This window comes from Peribacillus sp. V2I11 (genome assembly GCF_030817135.1).
Lineage (GTDB): Bacteria > Bacillota > Bacilli > Bacillales > DSM-1321 > Peribacillus > Peribacillus simplex.
On record NZ_JAUSYW010000001.1, the window covers coordinates 2539784 to 2558809 of the forward strand.

19 protein-coding genes are annotated in these 19026 nt (G+C 42.6%); all 19 read left to right on the top strand.

The window, feature by feature from the left end:
• The first annotated feature begins 24 nt into the window (after positions 1-24).
• The 19 genes from atpA to spoIID all read left to right on the top strand — a co-directional run bounded on the left by atpA (position 25) and on the right by spoIID (position 19020).
• The gene (gene atpA, locus QFZ73_RS12280) at positions 25-1533 is read left to right on the top strand and encodes a F0F1 ATP synthase subunit alpha (RefSeq protein WP_063234151.1); all 1509 of its coding nucleotides are present in this window, start codon (positions 25-27) and stop codon (positions 1531-1533) included.
• A 37-nt stretch (positions 1534-1570) separates the two neighbouring features.
• Positions 1571-2431, top strand: a complete 861-nt coding sequence (gene atpG, locus QFZ73_RS12285) for an ATP synthase F1 subunit gamma (protein WP_251426930.1) — start codon at positions 1571-1573, stop codon at positions 2429-2431.
• Between the two features lie 88 nt (positions 2432-2519).
• Positions 2520-3917, top strand: a complete 1398-nt coding sequence (gene atpD, locus QFZ73_RS12290; RefSeq protein WP_251426927.1) for a F0F1 ATP synthase subunit beta — start codon at positions 2520-2522, stop codon at positions 3915-3917.
• A 25-nt stretch (positions 3918-3942) separates the two neighbouring features.
• A complete protein-coding gene (locus QFZ73_RS12295) occupies positions 3943-4344 on the top strand; it encodes a F0F1 ATP synthase subunit epsilon (RefSeq protein WP_034315803.1) in 402 nt (133 codons plus the stop codon).
• A 342-nt stretch (positions 4345-4686) separates the two neighbouring features.
• Positions 4687-5061 (top strand): NADH-quinone oxidoreductase subunit A, encoded by a 375-nt coding sequence (locus tag QFZ73_RS12300; protein ID WP_076368347.1) that lies wholly within the window; start codon positions 4687-4689, stop codon positions 5059-5061.
• Between the two features lie 26 nt (positions 5062-5087).
• The gene (locus QFZ73_RS12305; RefSeq protein WP_170946902.1) at positions 5088-5564 is read left to right on the top strand and encodes a NuoB/complex I 20 kDa subunit family protein; all 477 of its coding nucleotides are present in this window, start codon (positions 5088-5090) and stop codon (positions 5562-5564) included.
• Positions 5565-6797 (top strand): NADH-quinone oxidoreductase subunit C, encoded by a 1233-nt coding sequence (locus QFZ73_RS12310; protein WP_307266400.1) that lies wholly within the window; start codon positions 5565-5567, stop codon positions 6795-6797.
• Positions 6798-6802: 5 nt separating this feature from the next.
• A complete protein-coding gene (locus QFZ73_RS12315; protein ID WP_251426919.1) occupies positions 6803-7900 on the top strand; it encodes an NADH-quinone oxidoreductase subunit D in 1098 nt (365 codons plus the stop codon).
• Positions 7901-8908 carry an NADH-quinone oxidoreductase subunit NuoH gene (gene nuoH / locus QFZ73_RS12320; protein ID WP_251426916.1) on the top strand — a complete coding sequence of 336 codons (1008 nt, stop codon included), beginning with the start codon at positions 7901-7903 and terminating at the stop codon, positions 8906-8908.
• A 33-nt stretch (positions 8909-8941) separates the two neighbouring features.
• On the top strand, positions 8942-9361 hold the full coding sequence (gene nuoI, locus QFZ73_RS12325; RefSeq protein WP_057911921.1) for an NADH-quinone oxidoreductase subunit NuoI: 420 nt from the start codon (positions 8942-8944) through the stop codon (positions 9359-9361).
• A complete protein-coding gene (locus QFZ73_RS12330) occupies positions 9358-9879 on the top strand; it encodes an NADH-quinone oxidoreductase subunit J (protein WP_307266408.1) in 522 nt (173 codons plus the stop codon). Before nuoI ends, QFZ73_RS12330 begins: the two co-directional genes overlap by 4 nt.
• Positions 9876-10190, top strand: coding sequence for an NADH-quinone oxidoreductase subunit NuoK (gene nuoK, locus QFZ73_RS12335; protein WP_063236468.1), 315 nt, complete (start codon positions 9876-9878; stop codon positions 10188-10190). Before QFZ73_RS12330 ends, nuoK begins: the two co-directional genes overlap by 4 nt.
• Positions 10191-10224: 34 nt before the next feature.
• Positions 10225-12096: an NADH-quinone oxidoreductase subunit L gene (nuoL, locus tag QFZ73_RS12340; protein WP_307266412.1), complete on the top strand. Its 1872-nt coding sequence runs from the start codon at positions 10225-10227 to the stop codon at positions 12094-12096.
• Positions 12093-13616, top strand: coding sequence for a complex I subunit 4 family protein (locus QFZ73_RS12345; protein WP_307266415.1), 1524 nt, complete (start codon positions 12093-12095; stop codon positions 13614-13616). The genes nuoL and QFZ73_RS12345 overlap by 4 nt, the downstream gene beginning before the upstream one ends.
• A gap of 3 nt (positions 13617-13619) precedes the next feature.
• Positions 13620-15146: an NADH-quinone oxidoreductase subunit NuoN gene (gene nuoN, locus QFZ73_RS12350; RefSeq protein WP_307266418.1), complete on the top strand. Its 1527-nt coding sequence runs from the start codon at positions 13620-13622 to the stop codon at positions 15144-15146.
• A gap of 149 nt (positions 15147-15295) precedes the next feature.
• Positions 15296-15538: a DUF1146 family protein gene (locus tag QFZ73_RS12355; RefSeq protein WP_192207241.1), complete on the top strand. Its 243-nt coding sequence runs from the start codon at positions 15296-15298 to the stop codon at positions 15536-15538.
• Between the two features lie 158 nt (positions 15539-15696).
• Complete coding sequence (locus QFZ73_RS12360) at positions 15697-16446, top strand: YwmB family TATA-box binding protein (protein ID WP_251426903.1); 750 nt, start codon at positions 15697-15699, stop codon at positions 16444-16446.
• A gap of 32 nt (positions 16447-16478) precedes the next feature.
• Positions 16479-17780, top strand: a complete 1302-nt coding sequence (gene murA, locus QFZ73_RS12365) for a UDP-N-acetylglucosamine 1-carboxyvinyltransferase (protein WP_098371638.1) — start codon at positions 16479-16481, stop codon at positions 17778-17780.
• A gap of 202 nt (positions 17781-17982) precedes the next feature.
• Positions 17983-19020 (top strand): stage II sporulation protein D, encoded by a 1038-nt coding sequence (gene spoIID, locus QFZ73_RS12370; protein ID WP_307266428.1) that lies wholly within the window; start codon positions 17983-17985, stop codon positions 19018-19020.
• Positions 19021-19026: the final 6 nt, after the last annotated feature.

Consider the following 19026-nt stretch of genomic DNA (forward strand, 5'->3'; position numbering starts at 1 on the left):
TATTCACAGATAGGGGTGAAATTCATGAGCATCAAAGCTGAAGAAATCAGTGCGCTGATTAAAAAGCAGATTGAAAACTATCAGTCGGAAATTAAAGTAAGCGATGTAGGTACAGTAATCACTGTTGGTGATGGTATCGCTCGCGTTCATGGTTTAGATAATGCAATGGCTGGGGAGCTCTTAGAATTTTCTAATGGTTCAATGGGATTGGCACAAAACCTTGAGCAAAATAACGTAGGTGTTGTTATTCTTGGACCATTCAGAGACATTCAAGAAGGCAGTGAAGTACGCCGTACAGGAAGAATCATGGAAGTGCCAGTTGGAGAAGAATTAATCGGACGTGTCGTGAATCCGCTAGGACAACCTTTGGATGGTCTTGGTCCGATCGCTACAACAAAAACTCGTCCAATCGAAAGCCCTGCTACAGGTGTTATGGACCGTAAATCTGTTCATGAGCCATTACAAACAGGGATTAAAGCAATCGATGCTCTAGTGCCAATCGGACGTGGACAACGTGAGTTAATCATTGGTGACCGTCAAACTGGTAAAACATCAGTTGCGATCGATACAATCCTTAACCAAGCTGACCAAGACATGATCTGTATTTATGTTGCTATTGGTCAAAAAGAATCAACAGTTCGTGGAACAGTTGAGACACTACGTAAAAATGGTGCACTAGATTACACAATTGTTGTATCTGCATCAGCTTCTCAACCAGCACCACTTTTATACCTAGCTCCATATGCTGGTGTGACTATGGGTGAAGAGTTTATGTTCTCTGGCAAGCACGTTTTAGTGGTATATGATGATCTTTCTAAACAAGCATCAGCATACCGTGAACTTTCCTTGCTTCTTCGCCGTCCTCCAGGTCGTGAAGCATTCCCTGGGGATGTATTCTACTTGCACTCTCGCTTACTTGAGCGTGCAGCTAAATTGAATGACACTTTAGGTGCCGGTTCAATTACTGCGCTGCCATTTGTTGAAACACAAGCAGGCGATATCTCTGCTTACATTCCAACAAACGTTATTTCCATCACAGATGGACAAATCTTCTTACAATCTGATTTGTTCTTCTCAGGTGTACGTCCTGCGATTAACGCTGGTCTTTCCGTATCCCGTGTTGGTGGATCTGCACAAATTAAAGCGATGAAAAAAGTTGCTGGTACATTACGTCTAGACTTAGCTTCATATCGTGAATTGGAAGCATTCTCTCAATTCGGTTCTGATCTTGATGCTGCTACTCAAGCAAAACTTAACCGTGGTGCTCGTACAGTTGAAGTTCTTAAGCAAGATCTAAATAAACCAATTAAAGTTGAAAAACAAGTCATGATTTTCTATGCATTAACTAAAGGTCATTTAGATGATATTCCAGTATCGGATATCCTTCGTTTTGAAGAAGAGTACTATGTGTTCCTAGATCGTTCTCATCCAGAATTATTAGATCACATTCGCACAACTAAAGGTCTTCCTGAAGACGCTGCTATCGTTGCTGCAATTAACGAGTTCAAAAAGAACTTCGTTATTTCTGAATAATAAGGTCTAACTAATTTATAAAGGGTGGTGAGAATGAATGGCCTCTTTACGCGATATTAAGTCTCGGATTACTTCAACGAAAAAGACGAGTCAAATTACAAAAGCGATGCAGATGGTATCTGCTTCTAAAATGAACCGTGCTGAAGCTAATGCTAAAGCATATGTTCCATATATGGAAAAAATTCAAGAAGTAGTATCAAGTATTGCGAACGGAAGTACGGGTGCATCTCATCCAATGCTTGTCTCACGTCCAGTGAAGAAAACCGGTTACCTGGTAATCACATCGGACCGCGGATTGGCAGGAGCATACAACAGTAGTATCCTTCGCCACGTTCATAAAACTATTCTTGAACGCCATAAATCCAATGATGAGTTCGTCATTATCGCAATCGGAAGGGTTGGCCGTGATTTCTTTGTCAGCCGTAATATGCACGTAGAGCTTGAAGTAATTGGTGTTCCTGATCAGCCATCTTTCGCTGACATTAGCTCCTTTGCTAAATCAACAGTGAATTTGTATCTAAATGAACTGTGTGATGAGCTTTATATGTACTATAACCATTATGTCAGCCCAATCCAGCAGGATGTTACGGAAACGCAAGTCCTTCCTTTAGCTGACTTTAATACTTCCAATGCAGCATTGACTTCTTATGAATTTGAACCGAATGCAGAAGAAATTCTTGAGGTATTACTACCTCAGTACGCAGAAAGTTTAATTTATGGTGCTTTGTTAGATGGTAAAGCAAGTGAGCACTCTGCACGTATGACTGCAATGAAAAATGCAACCGATAATGCGAAAGAATTGATTGATTCACTTTCATTGCAATATAACCGTGCACGTCAGGCCGCAATTACTCAAGAAATTACTGAGATTGTTGGCGGCGCAGCAGCTTTAGAATAAAATTATTAAAGGGACGGTCGGCCCGGACGATATGCTGGCCGTTCCATAAACTTGATTGTCGTTATAAGCAACGTTAGGAGGGAAAACGATGAATATAGGACGCGTTACTCAAGTTATGGGTCCGGTTGTTGACGTGAAATTCGAAGACGGACAACTTCCTAAGATCTATAATGCGTTAAGAATCGAAAATACAGCGTCTGGTACAGGACTAACTCTTGAAGTAGCCCTTCAACTAGGTGATAATACAGTTCGTACTGTAGCAATGTCTTCCACGGATGGTTTGACTCGTGGTGCAGAGACTGTTGATACAGGAGCTCCAATCTCCGTTCCTGTAGGTGAAGTAACTCTAGGCCGCGTTTTCAACGTATTAGGGGAAAACATTGACCTATTTGAACCACTTACAGCAGAAGTGCGTCGTGATCCAATTCACAGACAAGCACCAACTTTTGAGGACTTATCAACAACAGTTGAAATTCTTGAAACGGGTATTAAAGTAGTAGATTTACTTGCACCTTACATCAAAGGTGGTAAAATCGGTCTCTTCGGTGGTGCTGGTGTTGGTAAAACTGTACTTATCCAAGAACTTATTAATAACATCGCACAAGAGCACGGCGGTATCTCTGTATTCGCTGGTGTAGGTGAGCGTACTCGTGAAGGAAATGACCTTTTCTACGAGATGACTGATTCTGGTGTTATTAAGAAAACAGCGATGGTATTCGGACAAATGAACGAGCCACCAGGTGCACGTATGCGTGTAGCTCTAAGTGGTTTGACAATGGCTGAATATTTCCGTGACGAACAAGGACAAGACGTTCTTTTCTTCATCGATAACATCTTCCGTTTCACTCAAGCAGGTTCAGAGGTTTCTGCCCTTCTAGGCCGTATGCCTTCAGCGGTAGGTTACCAACCAACGCTTGCTACAGAAATGGGTCAATTACAAGAACGTATCACTTCAACTAATAAAGGTTCTGTTACATCCATTCAAGCGATCTATGTACCTGCCGATGACTATACGGATCCGGCTCCAGCTACAACTTTCGCCCACTTAGATGCAACAACTAACCTTGAGCGTAAGCTTTCTGAAATGGGTATCTACCCAGCAGTTGATCCATTGGCTTCTTCTTCCCGTGCTCTTAGCCCAGAAATCGTTGGAGCTGAGCACTATAAAGTAGCCCGTCAAGTTCAATCAACTTTACAGAAATATAAAGAACTTCAAGATATTATTGCGATTTTGGGTATGGACGAGTTAAGCGAAGACGAAAAAGTAATCGTTGCCCGTGCTCGTAGAATTCAAAACTTCTTGTCACAAAACTTCCACGTGGCTGAACAATTTACTGGTCAAAAAGGATCTTATGTACCAGTTAAAGAAACAGTCCAAGGATTCAAAGATATCCTAGCTGGAAAATATGACGAACTTCCTGAAGATGCTTTCCGTCTAGTTGGCCGCATCGAAGAAGTTGTTGCTAAAGCAAAAGAAATGGCTTAATTAAAGGGACCTAGGAGGGAATGAAATGAAGACCATTAAAGTCAATGTTGTTACTCCCGATGGCCCAGTATATGATGCAGAAGTTGAAATGGTAAGCACTAAAGCTAAAAGTGGTGAGCTGGGAATTATGGCTGGACACGTTCCAACTGTAGCTCCTCTTACCATCGGTGCTGTCCGTCTTAAAAATGGAAGCAACACAGACTATGTAGCTGTAAATGGTGGCTTCTTGGAAGTCCGCCCTGATGTGGTAACCATTTTGGCTCAATCTGCTGAAAGAGCTGAAACTATCGATCTTGCACGTGCTCAAGCAGCAAAAGCCCGTGCTGAACAAAGATTGCAGAACAATGATGGATCAAATGATGCCAAAAGGGCTGATTTAGCGCTTAAACGTGCAATCAACCGTATCCAAATTGCAGAAATGCGATAACTTTAATTGATGAAAACACCTGATCAAGCCATTCGTGGTAAGATCAGGTGTTTTTTTATCCAAAAGGTTTTTGAGGATTATTGACATTGAATATCGGAATTAGGAAAAAAACGTCGAATTATAGAGTAAAGTATTTTCCATTTTAAACCTTAACTCGTCGACATGCTTTTATCCTAATGTTATAATGTATACGCTTACAATTATTTCTTCATACCCGCCTCCTTTCACGTTGCTTCTAAAAGAATGTTACCCTGCATAATATTTAAGACGGTATCCAAAAAGAAGACAAGCAAATTTAAATTGTACCCATTTAACATGATTTATCCATAAAGGGAGATGAACATGGGACAGCTGCATATTTACCAAAATAATTATTTAATTGTATTTGTTTTCCTTTGTCTCGGCATTTTATTACCTGTGATCGCTTTATTTCTAGGTAGACTGCTAAGGCCTTATAAACCGACAGATATGAAATATACGACTTATGAAAGTGGAATCGAGCCTTTTCAGGATTCAAGGGTTCAATTCAATGTCAGGTATTATCTATTTGGATTGATGTTCGTCATATTTGACGTAGAAACGGTTTTTCTTTACCCATGGGCGGTAGCCTATGATGAACTCGGACTGTTTGCACTGATTGAAATGCTGTTTTTTGTCCTGATCCTTATGCTAGGGCTAATCTACGCTTGGAAAAAGAAGGTGTTAAAGTGGAATTGAAGTTGGATGAACTTACCCCTAAAGAAATGGAAGAAATGCGCCATAGTATTTTTTTATCCACACTTGAACAAATAAAAGGATGGGCTAGAAGTAACTCACTCTGGCCAATGACTTTCGGTTTGGCATGTTGTGCAATTGAAATGATGGGTGTCGGCTCCTCTCATTATGATTTGGACCGATTTGGTTCATTTTTTCGGACATCACCCAGACAATCGGATGTGATGATTGTTTCAGGAACTGTAACGAAAAAAATGGCTCCAATAATAAGCAGATTATACGAACAAATGCCAGAACCGAAATGGGTTATTGCAATGGGATCCTGTGCAACTGCTGGTGGGCCTTATGTTCACTCTTACTCAGTGGTCAAGGGGGTAGATCAAATTGTACCTGTCGATGTATATATACCGGGTTGTCCCCCAAACCCAGCTGCACTTATTTATGGGATCAATAAATTAAAAGAAAAAATCCGTTACGAGGCGAAAACCGGAAAGCGGGTGATATAGATGAGTGAAAAGGAAGACTTAGCGAAACAAAAGGCAGCGGCCAAGGCGAAGGCTGTAGCACTGGCCCGAAAACAGGCTAAAGAAGATGATGCGGAAAAGCCGGAAGTCGAAACGGATATAGCAAAGCAAAAGGCAGAGGCAGCGGCCAAGGCTAAGGCTGTAGCATTGGCCCGAAAACAGGCTAAAGAAGATGATGCGGAAAAGCCGGAAGTCGAAATGGATATAGCGAAACAAAAGGCGGCGGCAGCGGCCAAGGCAAAAGCAGCGGCACTGGCCCGAAAACAGGCGAAAGCTAAAAGTGAGGAAAAGCCGGAAGTCGAAATGGATATAGCGAAACAAAAGGCGGCGGCAGCGGCCAAGGCAAAAGCAGCCGCATTGGCCCGAAAACAGGCTAAAGAAGATGATGCGGAAAAGCCGGAAGTCGAATTGGATATAGCGAAACAAAAGGCGGCGGCAGCGGCCAAGGCGAAAGCAGCGGCACTGGCCCGAAAACGGTCGAAAGCTAAAAGTGAGGAAAAACCGGAAGTCGAAATGGATATAGCGAAACAAAAGGCGGCGGCAGCGGCCAAGGCAAAAGCAGCCGCACTGGCCCGAAAACGGTCGAAAGAGGAAGCGACTGTTAAACCGGAAGTCGAAATGGATGCAGCGAAGCAAAAGGCAGCGGCAGCCGCCGCCAAAGCGAAAGCGGCGGCGGCTGCGAAGAACAGGACTGCTGTAAAGGAAAGCAAGGAAGTTAACACCCCCAGCGAACTTTCACCAAATCAGTCGAAACTCGATCAAATTGTTTCTGCTATTGAAAGCCATGTAGGACAAGGGGCATTATTAGAGCACTATATTAATAGATTATCAAAAGATGTACCCACTTTAGTGGCTAATCCGGATACATATTTCTCAATAGCAAAATTTCTGCGTTACGATGAACAGCTTAACTTTTCGTATTTATCGGAACTTCATGGTACGGATTTTGAATCCCATATGGAAATCTATGTACACTTACATTCATTCAAAATGAACCAATCAGTTGCCTTAAAGGTGAAGCTTGATAGGGATTCTCCCGTTATTCCATCATTGGTCCCATTATGGTCAGGAGCAAATTGGCCAGAATGTGAGGCGTATGATTTATTAGGTATTAACTTTTATGAACACCCTGATTTAAAGCGGATTTTACTTGGTGAAGATTGGAAAGGGTATCCCCTTAGAAAAGATTATCAGCCTTATGATGTGGAGGTGTAAGCCCAATGTTAAGGACGGAAGAAATGCTTCTCAATGTCGGGCCGCAGCATCCGAGTACACATGGTGTTTTTCGGCTTGTCATCAAGATTGACGGTGAAATTATAAAAGAGGCTACACCTGTCATTGGGTATCTGCATCGCGGTACGGAAAAACTAGCGGAAAATCTGCAATATACACAAATAATCCCATATACCGATCGGCTCGATTATCTAGCGGCAATGACAAATAATTATGTGCTTTGCCATGCTGTTGAGACAATGATGGGGGTGGAGATTCCCGATAGGGCAGAATATTTGCGGGTTATCGCAATGGAATTGGGCAGAGTTGCAAGCCACCTTGTCTGGTGGGGTACATACTTGCTGGATATAGGTGCGACCAGCCCTTTCTTATATGCCTTTCGAGAACGTGAAATGATCGTTAATTTATTGACTGAATTGTCAGGGGCACGCCTTACATTCAATTATATGCGTGTCGGAGGTGTGAAATGGGATGCTCCTGAAGACTGGATTGCGAAGGTCGCCGAGTTTGTCCCTTATATGAGGGAGCAGCTTGTCGGTTACCATGAGCTTGTGACAGGGAATGAAATCTTTGTTAATCGGGTAAAAGGGGTGGGCATCTATACGAAGGAAGAAGCCTTGCAGTATTCGCTTAGCGGTGCCAACTTAAGGTGTACAGGTGTGAAATGGGATTTACGAAAAAATGAACCATATTCCATTTACGACAGGTTCACATTTGATGTTCCTATAAGAGAAGAGGGTGATGCCTTTTCACGCTATCACTGCAGAATGGAAGAAATCGAAGAATCACTGAAAATCATCGAGCAGGCTGTTGAGCAATTTCCAGAAGGGCCGATCCTTGCTAAGGTTCCTAAAATAATAAAGGTTCCTAAGGGTGAAGCATTTGTCCGAATTGAATCACCAAGAGGGGAAATCGGCTGTTATATCGCGAGTGAAGGGAAAAAGGAGCCATACCGTTTGAAATTTCGAAGACCGTCGTTTTATAATCTGCAAATTCTTCCGAAATTATTGGAAGGGGAAAATATGGCGAACTTGATAACGATATTAGGTGCAATCGATATCGTTTTAGGGGAGGTGGATGGATAAATGATCAAGGATCTTCTCCACTCCGCTCCAAGTCTACTGAATTTTGGCATTTTTTTTGGTTTGGCAGTCCTGCTCCTGTTCGTCGTATTAGGGTTTGTGACCTATGGAATCCTTTCAGAGCGGAAAATCATGGGATTCATGCAGATGCGAGTCGGCCCAAACCAAATTGGTGGGAAATGGGGTCTCTTGCAGACCGTTGCTGATGTTTTGAAACTCCTGATCAAGGAGGACACGATACCCAAAAAAGCTGATAAGCCGTTATATATTTTAGCTCCGGTAATTGCTTTTGCTCCGGCTTTCATGGTCCTTGCCACCTTGCCGTTCACCGATGCCTTCCAATTTGCTGATATAGGTGTCGGACTGCTTTATTATATTGCGATTTCCGGCATATCGACCATCGGCATCGTCACTGCGGGTTGGGCATCCAATAATAAATATTCTTTGATTGGCGGAATGAGGGCAGCCGCGCAAATGATATCTTATGAGATCCCTTTGGTGATGTCGCTAGTGGGAATCGTCCTCATTACAGGCAGTTTAAACTTGAATGATATAGTTGCAGCCCAGGAAAAGGTTTGGTTCATTTTTCTTCAGCCGATTGCGTTTATCGTATTTTTTATTGCATCGGTTGCCGAGTTGAACAGGGTTCCTTTTGACCTTCCGGAAGCGGAATCCGAACTTGTTGCAGGCTATCATGTTGAATACTCTGGATTTCGCTGGGCCTTCTTTATGTTATCCGAATATGTGTATATGTTTGCAATGGCAACGCTAACCACTGTATTATTTTTAGGGGGATGGAATTCTATTCCGTTTTTGGATTTTATTCCGGCAGCCGTCTGGTTCGGTCTGAAGTTCAGTGCCGTATTCTATGTATTGGTCTGGATTCGTGTAACCTTCCCTCGTATAAGGGCCGATCAATTGATGGAATTCGGATGGAAAGTGCTGCTTCCTGTTGCATTAGCAAATATATTTTTGACGGCACTAATAAAAGAATTGATTAACCTTTTTTAGAAACTTAAGCTGGTCGGAAAGCGAGGGATTTATATGCTTGGTTTAGCAAAAGGTTTATCCTATACCTTAAAGAACTTGACGAGGAAAAAAGTGACCTATGACTACCCGAATGAGCCGCTTCCACTCCCTGACCGATTCCGCGGAATCCAAAAATTCTATCCTGAAAAGTGTATTGTATGCAATCAATGCGTGACGATTTGTCCAACGGATTGTATTCAATTAACTGGTAAGAAACATCCGGACCCGTCGAAAAAAGGGAAAATCATCGATACGTATGACATCAATTTCGAGATTTGCATTTTATGTGATTTATGTACGGAGGTCTGCCCTACAGAAGCAATCGTGATGACGAATCAATTCGAGCTGGCCGAGTATAGCCGTGATCATCTATTTAAAAATCTGGAGTGGTTGGATGAAAATGATGAAAATATCCGGAAGGTGAATAAAGTATGAGTTTGTCGGGTGAATTAATTGCCTTTATTGGTTTGGCACTCGTCGCGATAGTAGGCGGGGTGCTGCTGATTACCTTAACAAAAGTGGTGCACATGGTAATTGCACTTGTTTTTACTTTCTTGGGCATTGCAGGCATTTATATGTTGCTTTCGGCCGAGTTTGTCGCCATTGTCCAAATCCTTATTTATTCAGGGGCAATTACGATCGTGATGCTATTCGGGATTATGCTGACAAAACACCAAGAAAATGATGCACCCGCTAAAGGGGGCTGGGGGAATTTCTCCTTGCTGGCAGCGATTGCTGGGTTTGCCGTGGCGGTTTATCTGGGGATTTATAATCTGGATATACCTGTACAGCCAACTGCCTTGCATGAGGAAAATACGAAGCAAATAGGAATCGAACTTTTTTCAAAATATGTGATTCCATTTGAAGTGATGTCGGTACTCCTGCTTGTTGCTTTAGTCGGTGCCATCGTATTGGCTAAAAAAGATGATGAGGAGGAGGAGGATCGGTCATGACGGGAGTTCCCTTGTCGGCTTACCTTGTATTGGCACTCGTTTTATTTTGTATAGGGCTGTATGGGGCCTTGACGAAAAGAAATGCGGTCATTGTTTTGATTTCAATCGAGCTGATGCTGAACGCTGCAAATATCAATTTAGTTGCCTTCAGTAAATTCGGGGTAACGCCATCCATTACGGGTCAAGTTTTTTCCTTATTCACGATTACGATCGCTGCGGCTGAGGCAGCTGTAGGGTTGGCTATACTAATGTCCCTTTATCGCAATCGGAAGACGGTCAATGTCGATGAAATGGAAATTATGAAGCATTGAAGGTTTATATAAATGAAGAAGGGGATTTGATACGATGATGGAGCACGCATGGCTCATACCGATCTTTCCACTCGTCACGTTTCTGGTTCTGCTTCTATCAGGCGGGCGGTTGCGGGAACGAGGGGCTTTTATAGGAATAATATGTATATTGGCTTCGTGTGTTTTATCGTTGCTTGTCCTGATAGAACGATTTAAAGAACCTACTTATAATATATCGATAGATTGGCTTTCCTTCGGAGGGACGCAACTTACAGCTGGATTCGAAATCAATCAGCTTAATGCCTTGATGCTTGTGGTCGTTTCCCTTGTCAGCCTGCTTGTCCAGATATATTCGAAGGGGTATATGAAGGGTGAAGTGCGATTCTCCATTTTTTATGCTTATCTGGGCTTCTTCACCTTTGCCATGCTTGGACTTGTCATGGCACCCAATTTATTACAACTTTATATCTTCTGGGAATTGGTCGGGGTGGGTTCTTTCCTGCTCATTGGGTTTTACTTTTATAAACTGGAAGCTAAGGCTGCAGCGAAGAAGGCATTCATCATGACCAGGATTGGGGATGTAGGGCTCTTAATCGGCATCATTCTTCTATTCTGGGAAACAGGCAGCTTTGAATATGGAGAGATCTTTCAAGCCGTTCAATCGGGCATGATATCAAGTGAAAAACTCACTTTAATTGCTATATTGATTTTTATCGGTGCGGTTGGGAAGTCTGGACAATTTCCTCTTCACACATGGCTTCCGGATGCAATGGAAGGCCCGACTCCGGTTTCCGCATTGATACACGCAGCAACCATGGTTGCTGCAGGGGTTTACCTGGTGGCGGCCATGTTCCCGTTATTCATGGCTAGTGAAGCAGCGATGCAGGTCGTAGCAATAACAGGTGGAATTACAGCCATATTTGCCGCAAGCATTGCCATCGTGCAAAAGGATGTTAAGCGTGTATTGGCCTATTCGACAATCTCTCAGCTTGGTTTTATGATGCTTGCTTTGGGTACTTCGGGATATGTGGCCGGGGTGTTTCATTTAATGACCCATGCCTTTTTTAAAGCATTGCTGTTTTTGGCAGCAGGCAGTGTTATTCACGCTATACATACACAGGATATGGAAAAGATGGGCGGCCTATGGGGTAAGTTGAATTGGACTGGGCCGCTGTTCTTGACTGGCACTTTAGCGATATCGGGGTTTCCGTTGCTCTCGGGTTTTTTCAGTAAAGATGAAATTCTAATGGCAGCCTGGGAGAATGGTAGTTATATATTGTTTGGTCTAGCTGTGGTTACCTCCTTCTTAACTGCGTTTTATATGTTCAGGCTGTTTTTCATGATCTTTGCAGGCGATTCTCGCAGTCGAGTAAAACAGGTCAAGGAATCACCTTCCAACATGTTAATTCCCATGCTTACATTGGCTTTGCTTGCTGTAATCGTTGGATATATCCAAACACCGTGGTTTGGAACTTTCCTTGGGGAGTGGCTTGTGGAGGGAAATGAAACTCTTCTAGGCGCCAGCCATAGTGAGGGGCCCGTTTGGATAATGTTGTTGGCCGTGCTTGTATCGCTGGCCGGGATATACCTTGCTTATATGATATACGCAAAAAAGAAGTTACCTCGGGAATGGCTTGTCAAAGAAAACTCCGAGGTATATAGGGTTTTGGAAAATAAGTATTATATTGATGAGATTTACCATTTTACTGCAGGCTATGCAATCAAAGGCTTTAGTATATTCCTATCTTATATTGAAAGGTTCATTGTCGGTGGTCTGGTTTCCACTGTAATAAGTTCAATAGAAGGATTGGGGAAAATAGGGTCTAAACTGCAAACGGGACAGGTACAGCAATATGGCATGATAGCCTTTCTGGGACTTGCGGTACTGTTGGTGATTTTTGCAGTAACTGGGGGGTATCTAAGATGAATGTCTATTTGCTCTCGCTTTTAGTGTTTTCACCGCTGCTGGGCATAATCATGGTTGCCCTTATGCCGAAAAAAGAGGAAAGGACGATTAAACAATTTGGCTTTTTCGGAACACTGCCTCCCCTTTTCCTATCGTTCTTTCTATGCAGCCAATATTATTCGGGTGTGGCCCTGTCCTTATTTGACATTAAGTTGAATTGGATCAGGTTTGGGAATTTGGAGATGTATGATCCCAAGCTTTTCACGGTTGACTTTGAGTTGGGGCTGGATGGATTAAGTCTCATCTTCATATTACTGACAACAATCATTTCATCACTGGCCGCCGTCGCATCCATTTATATAAAAAAAGAGTGGAAAGGGTATTATTTGTTATTTTTGATCTTGGAGATTGGAATGCTCGGTGTCTTCACGGCAGAAAATTTGATCCTTTTTTTCATCTTTTTTGAAATGACTTTAATTCCTGCTTTCTTTTTAATTGGTAGGTGGGGCTTTCTGGAGAGGGAGAAAGCTTCTTATAGCTTTCTGATTTATAACGGCATTGGTTCGGCTGTTTTATTGGTGGCCATTTTGATTTTGTTTGCCAGGACAGGGACGACCAACATTGCGGCATTGACACAGATGATGACAATGGGCGGTGTTTCGCTTTTTGCACCCATATCCGGTTCGATGAAATATGGTTTATGTCTCGCCTTTCTCGTTGCATTTGCGATAAAGCTGCCCGTCTTTCCCTTTCACAGCTGGATGGTGCGGGTCCATGCAGAAGCACCTCCATCCATAGTCATGATACATGCGGGTGTACTATTGAAAATAGGGGCATACGGAATCATCCGGTTTGGAATGGGGATATTTCCTGAACAATACAAAAGCTTGGCCTTTACCGTTGTCCTGTTTGGGGTGCTCAGTTTTTTATATGGTGCATTTCTAGCATTGGTACAAACGGATTTCAAGCTCGTTTTAGCCTACTCATCAATCTCACATATGGGTATCGTCATGATGGGGCTGGGAGCATTGAATGAAGCAGGCATTCAGGGAGCTATTTTTCAAGTCATCTCACATGGGCTAATTGCTGCTTTGTTGTTTTTCTTGGTGGGTGTGTTGTACGAGCGGACGGGAACCACCATGCTTCCTAAGCTTGGGGGATTGGCCAGGTCGATGCCGATTTTTTCAGGGTTCATGTTAGCTTGCGGGATGGCTTCACTTGGTTTGCCTGGAATGTCCGGCTTCATCAGTGAATTCATGGTATTTCTTGGCATATTCAAGAGTCAGCCGTTGCTTGCGGCAATAGGGGTGATCGGGCTGGTATTAACCGCTGTCTATGTACTGAGGGCGGTCATGCTGATGACTTTCGGGAAAAATGATAGCTTGATAGAAAAAGAGAAACGGGAACTTGGAAGCTGGGAGTTCTTGCCGGCATTGGTACTTCTCGGTTTGATAATATCTGTTGGGGTATACCCAAATTTGTTAGGCGGTCCTCTTCAAGGAACGATTGAAGCCATGATACTTGCTCTAGGGGGGCGATGAAGGATGGATTGGAACACGATGCTTTCTTATGATTGGGGAGCGATGATGCCGGAATTCATCATCCTTGGAACGGCCATGATTCTTTCGTTATTGGATTTATTCTGGCCGAAGCACTTTAATCGGAGAAAACTGGCATGGCTCGCGCTAACCGGAATCATTTTGGCATGTTTGTCACTGGTTAGCCTGCTATCCTTTGAGACAGTCAGTATCTTGTCCGATACGTTTCGTTTAGATTCATTTGCAAAAGCTTTTAAGCTGCTACTATTATTCGGAGCGGCCCTAATCATCCTTCTGGCTGAAGGATATGAACCGCAAGAGGGGCTGCGGGAGCACCGGGGGGAATTTTATTATCTGTTCCTGACCGCTTTGCTGGGAGCGATGGTCATGTCCTCAAGCGGTGATTTGATTACCCTGTTCGTTGGACTGGAACTTCTTTCACTTTCATCTTATATATTAGTCGGAATACGTAAGCATGATCGGAAGTCCAACGAAGCGTCCATGAAGTATGTGATAAACGGAGGCATTTCCACAGCCATCACTTTATTCGGGCTGAGCTATTTATATGGAGTGACCGGTTCCGTCAATCTGGGCGAAATGAGCCGTACGATGGCCGGGATGACGGACGGCCAGCTGCAATACATTATGGGCCTCGCTTTCTTCATGGTATTTATCGGTGTATCCTTCAAGATAGCTGCCGCTCCATTTCATATGTGGGCGCCGGATGTCTATGAGGGGGCACCGACACCGGTCGCAGCCTTCTTGAGTGTAATTTCGAAAATGGCGGGTTTCGTCATCATCCTGCGCATTTTTCTTTCGTTGTTCCTAACAGCTTCCGGTGATACCTTCGGAGCGCTCGACTTTTTGGAAAAAAATAATATCTATATAGCTTCATTGGCGGGGCTTACGATCATCATTGGAAATGTGGTTGCGTTAAGGCAGCAAAATTTAAAACGATTGTTCGCCTATTCAAGCATCGCTCATGCGGGTTACCTGCTTGTGGCGGTGGCAACATTGGGCGGGGGATATTTCCTGCTGGATACTGTCTGGTTTTACCTAATGGCTTATGTATTAATGAATATCGGTGTATTTACAGTCATTCAGCTGCTCTCCAGTCAAAGTGGGTCAGAAGATATTAGCATTCTTGCAGGACTGGGGAGGAAATCACCGTATCTTGCCATTGTATTGACCGTATTCATTCTGTCGCTTGCTGGAATTCCCGGGACGACAGGTTTCATTGGCAAACTCAATATTTTTCTTGGAACATTCATAACGGAGCCTGGGCATTTTGTCCTTGCGGGAATCATGATTGCAGGTACCATTGTGTCCTATGTGTATTATTTCGGATTATTGGTGCAGGTCTTTTTCCGGCCCATTCATTCAGAGAAGGTCATTAAAATTCGTCCGGGTCTTTACATCGTGTTGATCTTTTGCGTAATAGGCACCATACTTTTCGGGGTGGCGCCAAATATTGCCTTTGATTTTATTCATGATCAATTTGGCGAATTTACAGACTTTATTTCGAGTAAATGATATAATGCCTGTATCAGAGGCTTGTTCCATTGGATCAAGCCTCTATTTACAGTTTTAAAAAGATATTTTGTAATTCTTCCTTTTAAATTCCAAATATGTAGGGGTTTTGTGTTAGAATAGAATTTGGGTGTCTTTTAGGAGGTATGTACATGTTTTCAGCAATGGGACAGCAGGCTTTAACGGGAATAATTGCACACTTGTTTTTCATCGCAGTTACCTGGTGGGCTTTACAGGCATTACATTTTGATAAAATGTTAAGATCCAATTCCGTCATCAAGGCCAGGGTTTTATATATTTTATTAACGGTTGCCATCGGTTCAGCTGTAAGTAATTTCTTCCTTGACTACCTGGGATTTGCAAACCAACTCCCGTATATGTTTAGTAATGACTGATAAGCTGTAAGACTTTTCTTATAGCAAAATATGATTCTACTCTTGTATTCGCTTTTGCTTCCTGCCAGTTTAAGGGGAAGGTGTCACCAATTGTCGGAAAACTCGAAGTATGATCTCTCTCCTTATGGAAAGAATGTGTAAAAGGGGAGGGATTTAACATGTATTTTTTAAATAAAAAAATGTTAACATACATAGTATTTCTTGGTTTGATGGTGATTTTAATTGGGAATAGTACGATTGTGGCAGAAAGTAAACCAGATATAGTTAAATTGGTGGGACTGTTACAAGATGATAAAGATTTAGACATAGGGGATTGGTCTGTACTCGCTAGAGAAATAAATAAAGAGATTACAACTAAACAAGAGTTTGAAAGCAAAGTTACAGCTTTAAAACGAAAATACCCTCAATTTCAATGGCACCGGAAAGATGATGCTTCCGGCTGGAAGGCTGAGGCGTTAACTTACAATGTCGATTCAGGTCTGACCGAGTCTATCAAAATAATGACAACGGAAGAGAAATTTGATAAAGTTACCTATGTCATTTACGAAGTGAAGGGGGAAAAGTGGAAGAAAGCCAATGCGGCATTTTTTACTGCTACGTTCCAAAACAGGGTGAATGACCTATTTATAGGGACTCCTTCAATTTTTTCTTGTATTAAAGGGTCTATCAATGATAATATGGATTCGGTTTTAAACTCTAAAGCTGAAGACCTGTTAGATATGTTCCAAGCAAGGGAAATTGAGAGTGTGCATGAAACAAACTTTACATCTATATCTGCACATTCAACATTGTTTAAACAACCTTTGACAAAAGAAAAATTAAATTTGCAGTTTGGGCTACGGACAGAAGGATTGGGTGACCGAACGAACTTTGTAGTTGGCACACCAATCATAACGTTTGAATATTAATATAGAGAAAATGGACGCGGAGGGGAATACTTTTGGAAAAAATCATCGTCCGCGGCGGAAAAAGGCTTAGCGGGACAGTTAAAGTAGAAGGTGCTAAAAACGCCGTTTTGCCAGTTATCGCTGCAACATTATTAGCAAGTGATGGGAAAAGTATCATTAAAGATGTTCCTACGCTCTCCGATGTATATACAATCAATGAAGTATTGCGCAACTTAAATGCAGATGTTGCCTTTCATGACAATCAAGTAACTGTAGATGCATCAAGAGAGTTATTAGAAGAAGCACCATTTGAATATGTACGTAAAATGAGAGCTTCCGTTTTGGTGATGGGCTCATTATTAGCAAGGAATGGCCGGGCCCGCGTTGCTCTTCCTGGTGGCTGTGCCATCGGATCACGTCCTATCGACCAGCATTTAAAGGGCTTTGAAGCGATGGGAGCAAAAGTGAAGGTCGGCAATGGTTTCATTGATGCCGAAGTAGAAGGCAGACTTAAGGGTGCAAGAGTGTATCTTGACTTCCCGAGTGTGGGTGCCACTGAAAACATCATGATGGCAGCGACACTTGCTGAAGGTATAACTATTCTTGAAAATGTGGCCAAAGAGCCTGAAATTGTAGATCTTGCGAATCTCCTTAATAAAATGGGTGCCAAAGTCAGAGGTGCCGGTACTGGTACGATGAGAATCGAAGGTGTCGATAAATTATATGGCACTGAACATACGATTATACCTGACCGTATCGAAGCTGGTACATTCATGACTGCGGCCGCTCTTACTGGCGGTAATGTTCTTGTTCAAGGAGCTGTACCTGAACACCTTACTTCCCTTATTGCTAAAATGGAGGAAATGGGCGTTGAAATTCTTGAAGAAGAAGATGGATTACGCGTTATCGGTCCAAAAACCTTGAAGGCCATTGATATCAAAACAATGCCGCATCCTGGTTTCCCGACTGATATGCAATCGCAAATGATGGCATTATTACTGCGTGCTGAAGGAACAAGTATGATTACGGAGACCGTTTTCGAAAACCGTTTTATGCATGTTGAGGAATTCCGTCGCATGAATGCCAATATTAAAATAGAAGGTCGTTCCGTTATCGTTAATGGACCAACTAATATTCAAGGTGCTGAAGTAGCTGCAACAGATTTACGTGCCGCGGCAGCGCTCATCCTGACTGGATTGGTTGCAGATGGCATTACACGTGTTACAGAATTGAAGCATCTTGACAGAGGATACGTGAATTTCCATGGTAAATTGGCATCTCTAGGTGCTGATGTGGAACGTATTAACGAAGATGTACCTGCTGAAACAAAAAAAATTGCAGATTTAAACGCATAAGAAGGCTTATAAAACCATTCACGTTCGAGTCATTGAACCGTGAATGGTTTTTTTGTCTTGTTCCGGTTTCATCGCCTGCAGTTAATTAGTTGTCGTTTTTCTATTCATAAAAGCTTGTCCTTCGACATACATTTGTTATGTAAAGATACCTGCTGGATACGATTATACGGCAGAGAAAACAAGTGTAGGGAGGCTCAGGAATTTGAAAGCAATCAAACCGATGATCGTACTATTCATAGCAGTAGCATTCGTAATTATCATGATTCCAGCAGTGCTTGTGCTTCCATTTTCAAATGATAAGACAAGTGGGCAGTTGACCGAACAATTAGAAAAGAAAGTGAAGAATGAAGGTAAAGAAGTAGCTGCAAATGATATGAGTTCCGTAGAAGTTGCCGTTTACCGCACATCTGCAAAAAAGATTGAAAAACTGCCGATTGAATCGTACCTGACTGGTGTGGTTGCAGCTGAAATGCCAGCGGATTTTGAAGAAGAAGCGCTGAAGGCACAAGCATTGACAGCGAGGACCTACATTGTCAATCAGCTCATAAGCGAAAGTCGATTAGGCTTGCCGGATGGTGCCGATGTAAGCGATACGGTCATGCATCAAGTTTATAAGAATGATGATGAGCTGAAAAAAGAGTGGGGCTCTGATTATAAATCGAAGATACAAAAAATTGACAAGGCCATAAAAGAAACGGCGGGTCAAATATTAACCTATGAAGGAAAACCGATTACAGCCACTTTTTTTTCTACCAGCAATGGCTATACGGAGAATTCCGAGGACTATTGGCAAGCTGATTTCCCCTATTTAAAAAGTGTATCCAGTCCGTGGGATAAAGAAGAATCACCAAAATTTTATAATAAAGTTGTAGTCGATACTGCAGATTTTGAAAAAAAACTGGGTGTAAGTCTTTCTTCGGGAACCTCGATAGGAACTGTCATTGAAAGAACATCAGGTAATCGCGTAGGTGTAGTGGAAATCGGAGGAAAGAAAATGACAGGAAAACAGATTCGTGAGAAGCTCGGGCTGACATCATCCGATTTTGACTGGGAGCGTCAAGGCAACCAGATTGTCATCACGACAAAAGGATCCGGACACGGAGTTGGAATGAGTCAATACGGTGCTAATGGCATGGCCAGGGAAGGGAAAACCTATGAAGACATCGTGAAATATTATTATAAAGGCGTCAAAGTTCAGTCTTCAAGTAAGTGGCTGAATACGATGACGGCAAAAAAATGAGAGATG

What these genes read in the sequence shown, in the direction of transcription:
- nuoH (WP_251426916.1), top strand. Translation starts at nt 7,901, where the DNA reads ATGATCAAGGATCTTCTCCACTCCGCTCCAAGTCTACTGAATTTTGGC.
- QFZ73_RS12295 (WP_034315803.1), top strand. Translation starts at nt 3,943, where the DNA reads ATGAAGACCATTAAAGTCAATGTTGTTACTCCCGATGGCCCAGTATAT.
- QFZ73_RS12315 (WP_251426919.1), top strand. Translation starts at nt 6,803, where the DNA reads ATGTTAAGGACGGAAGAAATGCTTCTCAATGTCGGGCCGCAGCATCCG.
- atpG (WP_251426930.1), top strand. Translation starts at nt 1,571, where the DNA reads ATGGCCTCTTTACGCGATATTAAGTCTCGGATTACTTCAACGAAAAAG.
- QFZ73_RS12355 (WP_192207241.1), top strand. Translation starts at nt 15,296, where the DNA reads ATGTTTTCAGCAATGGGACAGCAGGCTTTAACGGGAATAATTGCACAC.
- nuoN (WP_307266418.1), top strand. Translation starts at nt 13,620, where the DNA reads ATGGATTGGAACACGATGCTTTCTTATGATTGGGGAGCGATGATGCCG.
- nuoI (WP_057911921.1), top strand. Translation starts at nt 8,942, where the DNA reads ATGCTTGGTTTAGCAAAAGGTTTATCCTATACCTTAAAGAACTTGACG.
- QFZ73_RS12330 (WP_307266408.1), top strand. Translation starts at nt 9,358, where the DNA reads ATGAGTTTGTCGGGTGAATTAATTGCCTTTATTGGTTTGGCACTCGTC.
- atpA (WP_063234151.1), top strand. Translation starts at nt 25, where the DNA reads ATGAGCATCAAAGCTGAAGAAATCAGTGCGCTGATTAAAAAGCAGATT.
- QFZ73_RS12345 (WP_307266415.1), top strand. Translation starts at nt 12,093, where the DNA reads ATGAATGTCTATTTGCTCTCGCTTTTAGTGTTTTCACCGCTGCTGGGC.
- nuoL (WP_307266412.1), top strand. Translation starts at nt 10,225, where the DNA reads ATGATGGAGCACGCATGGCTCATACCGATCTTTCCACTCGTCACGTTT.
- atpD (WP_251426927.1), top strand. Translation starts at nt 2,520, where the DNA reads ATGAATATAGGACGCGTTACTCAAGTTATGGGTCCGGTTGTTGACGTG.
- QFZ73_RS12300 (WP_076368347.1), top strand. Translation starts at nt 4,687, where the DNA reads ATGGGACAGCTGCATATTTACCAAAATAATTATTTAATTGTATTTGTT.
- nuoK (WP_063236468.1), top strand. Translation starts at nt 9,876, where the DNA reads ATGACGGGAGTTCCCTTGTCGGCTTACCTTGTATTGGCACTCGTTTTA.
- QFZ73_RS12360 (WP_251426903.1), top strand. Translation starts at nt 15,697, where the DNA reads ATGTATTTTTTAAATAAAAAAATGTTAACATACATAGTATTTCTTGGT.
- QFZ73_RS12310 (WP_307266400.1), top strand. Translation starts at nt 5,565, where the DNA reads ATGAGTGAAAAGGAAGACTTAGCGAAACAAAAGGCAGCGGCCAAGGCG.
- QFZ73_RS12305 (WP_170946902.1), top strand. Translation starts at nt 5,088, where the DNA reads ATGGAAGAAATGCGCCATAGTATTTTTTTATCCACACTTGAACAAATA.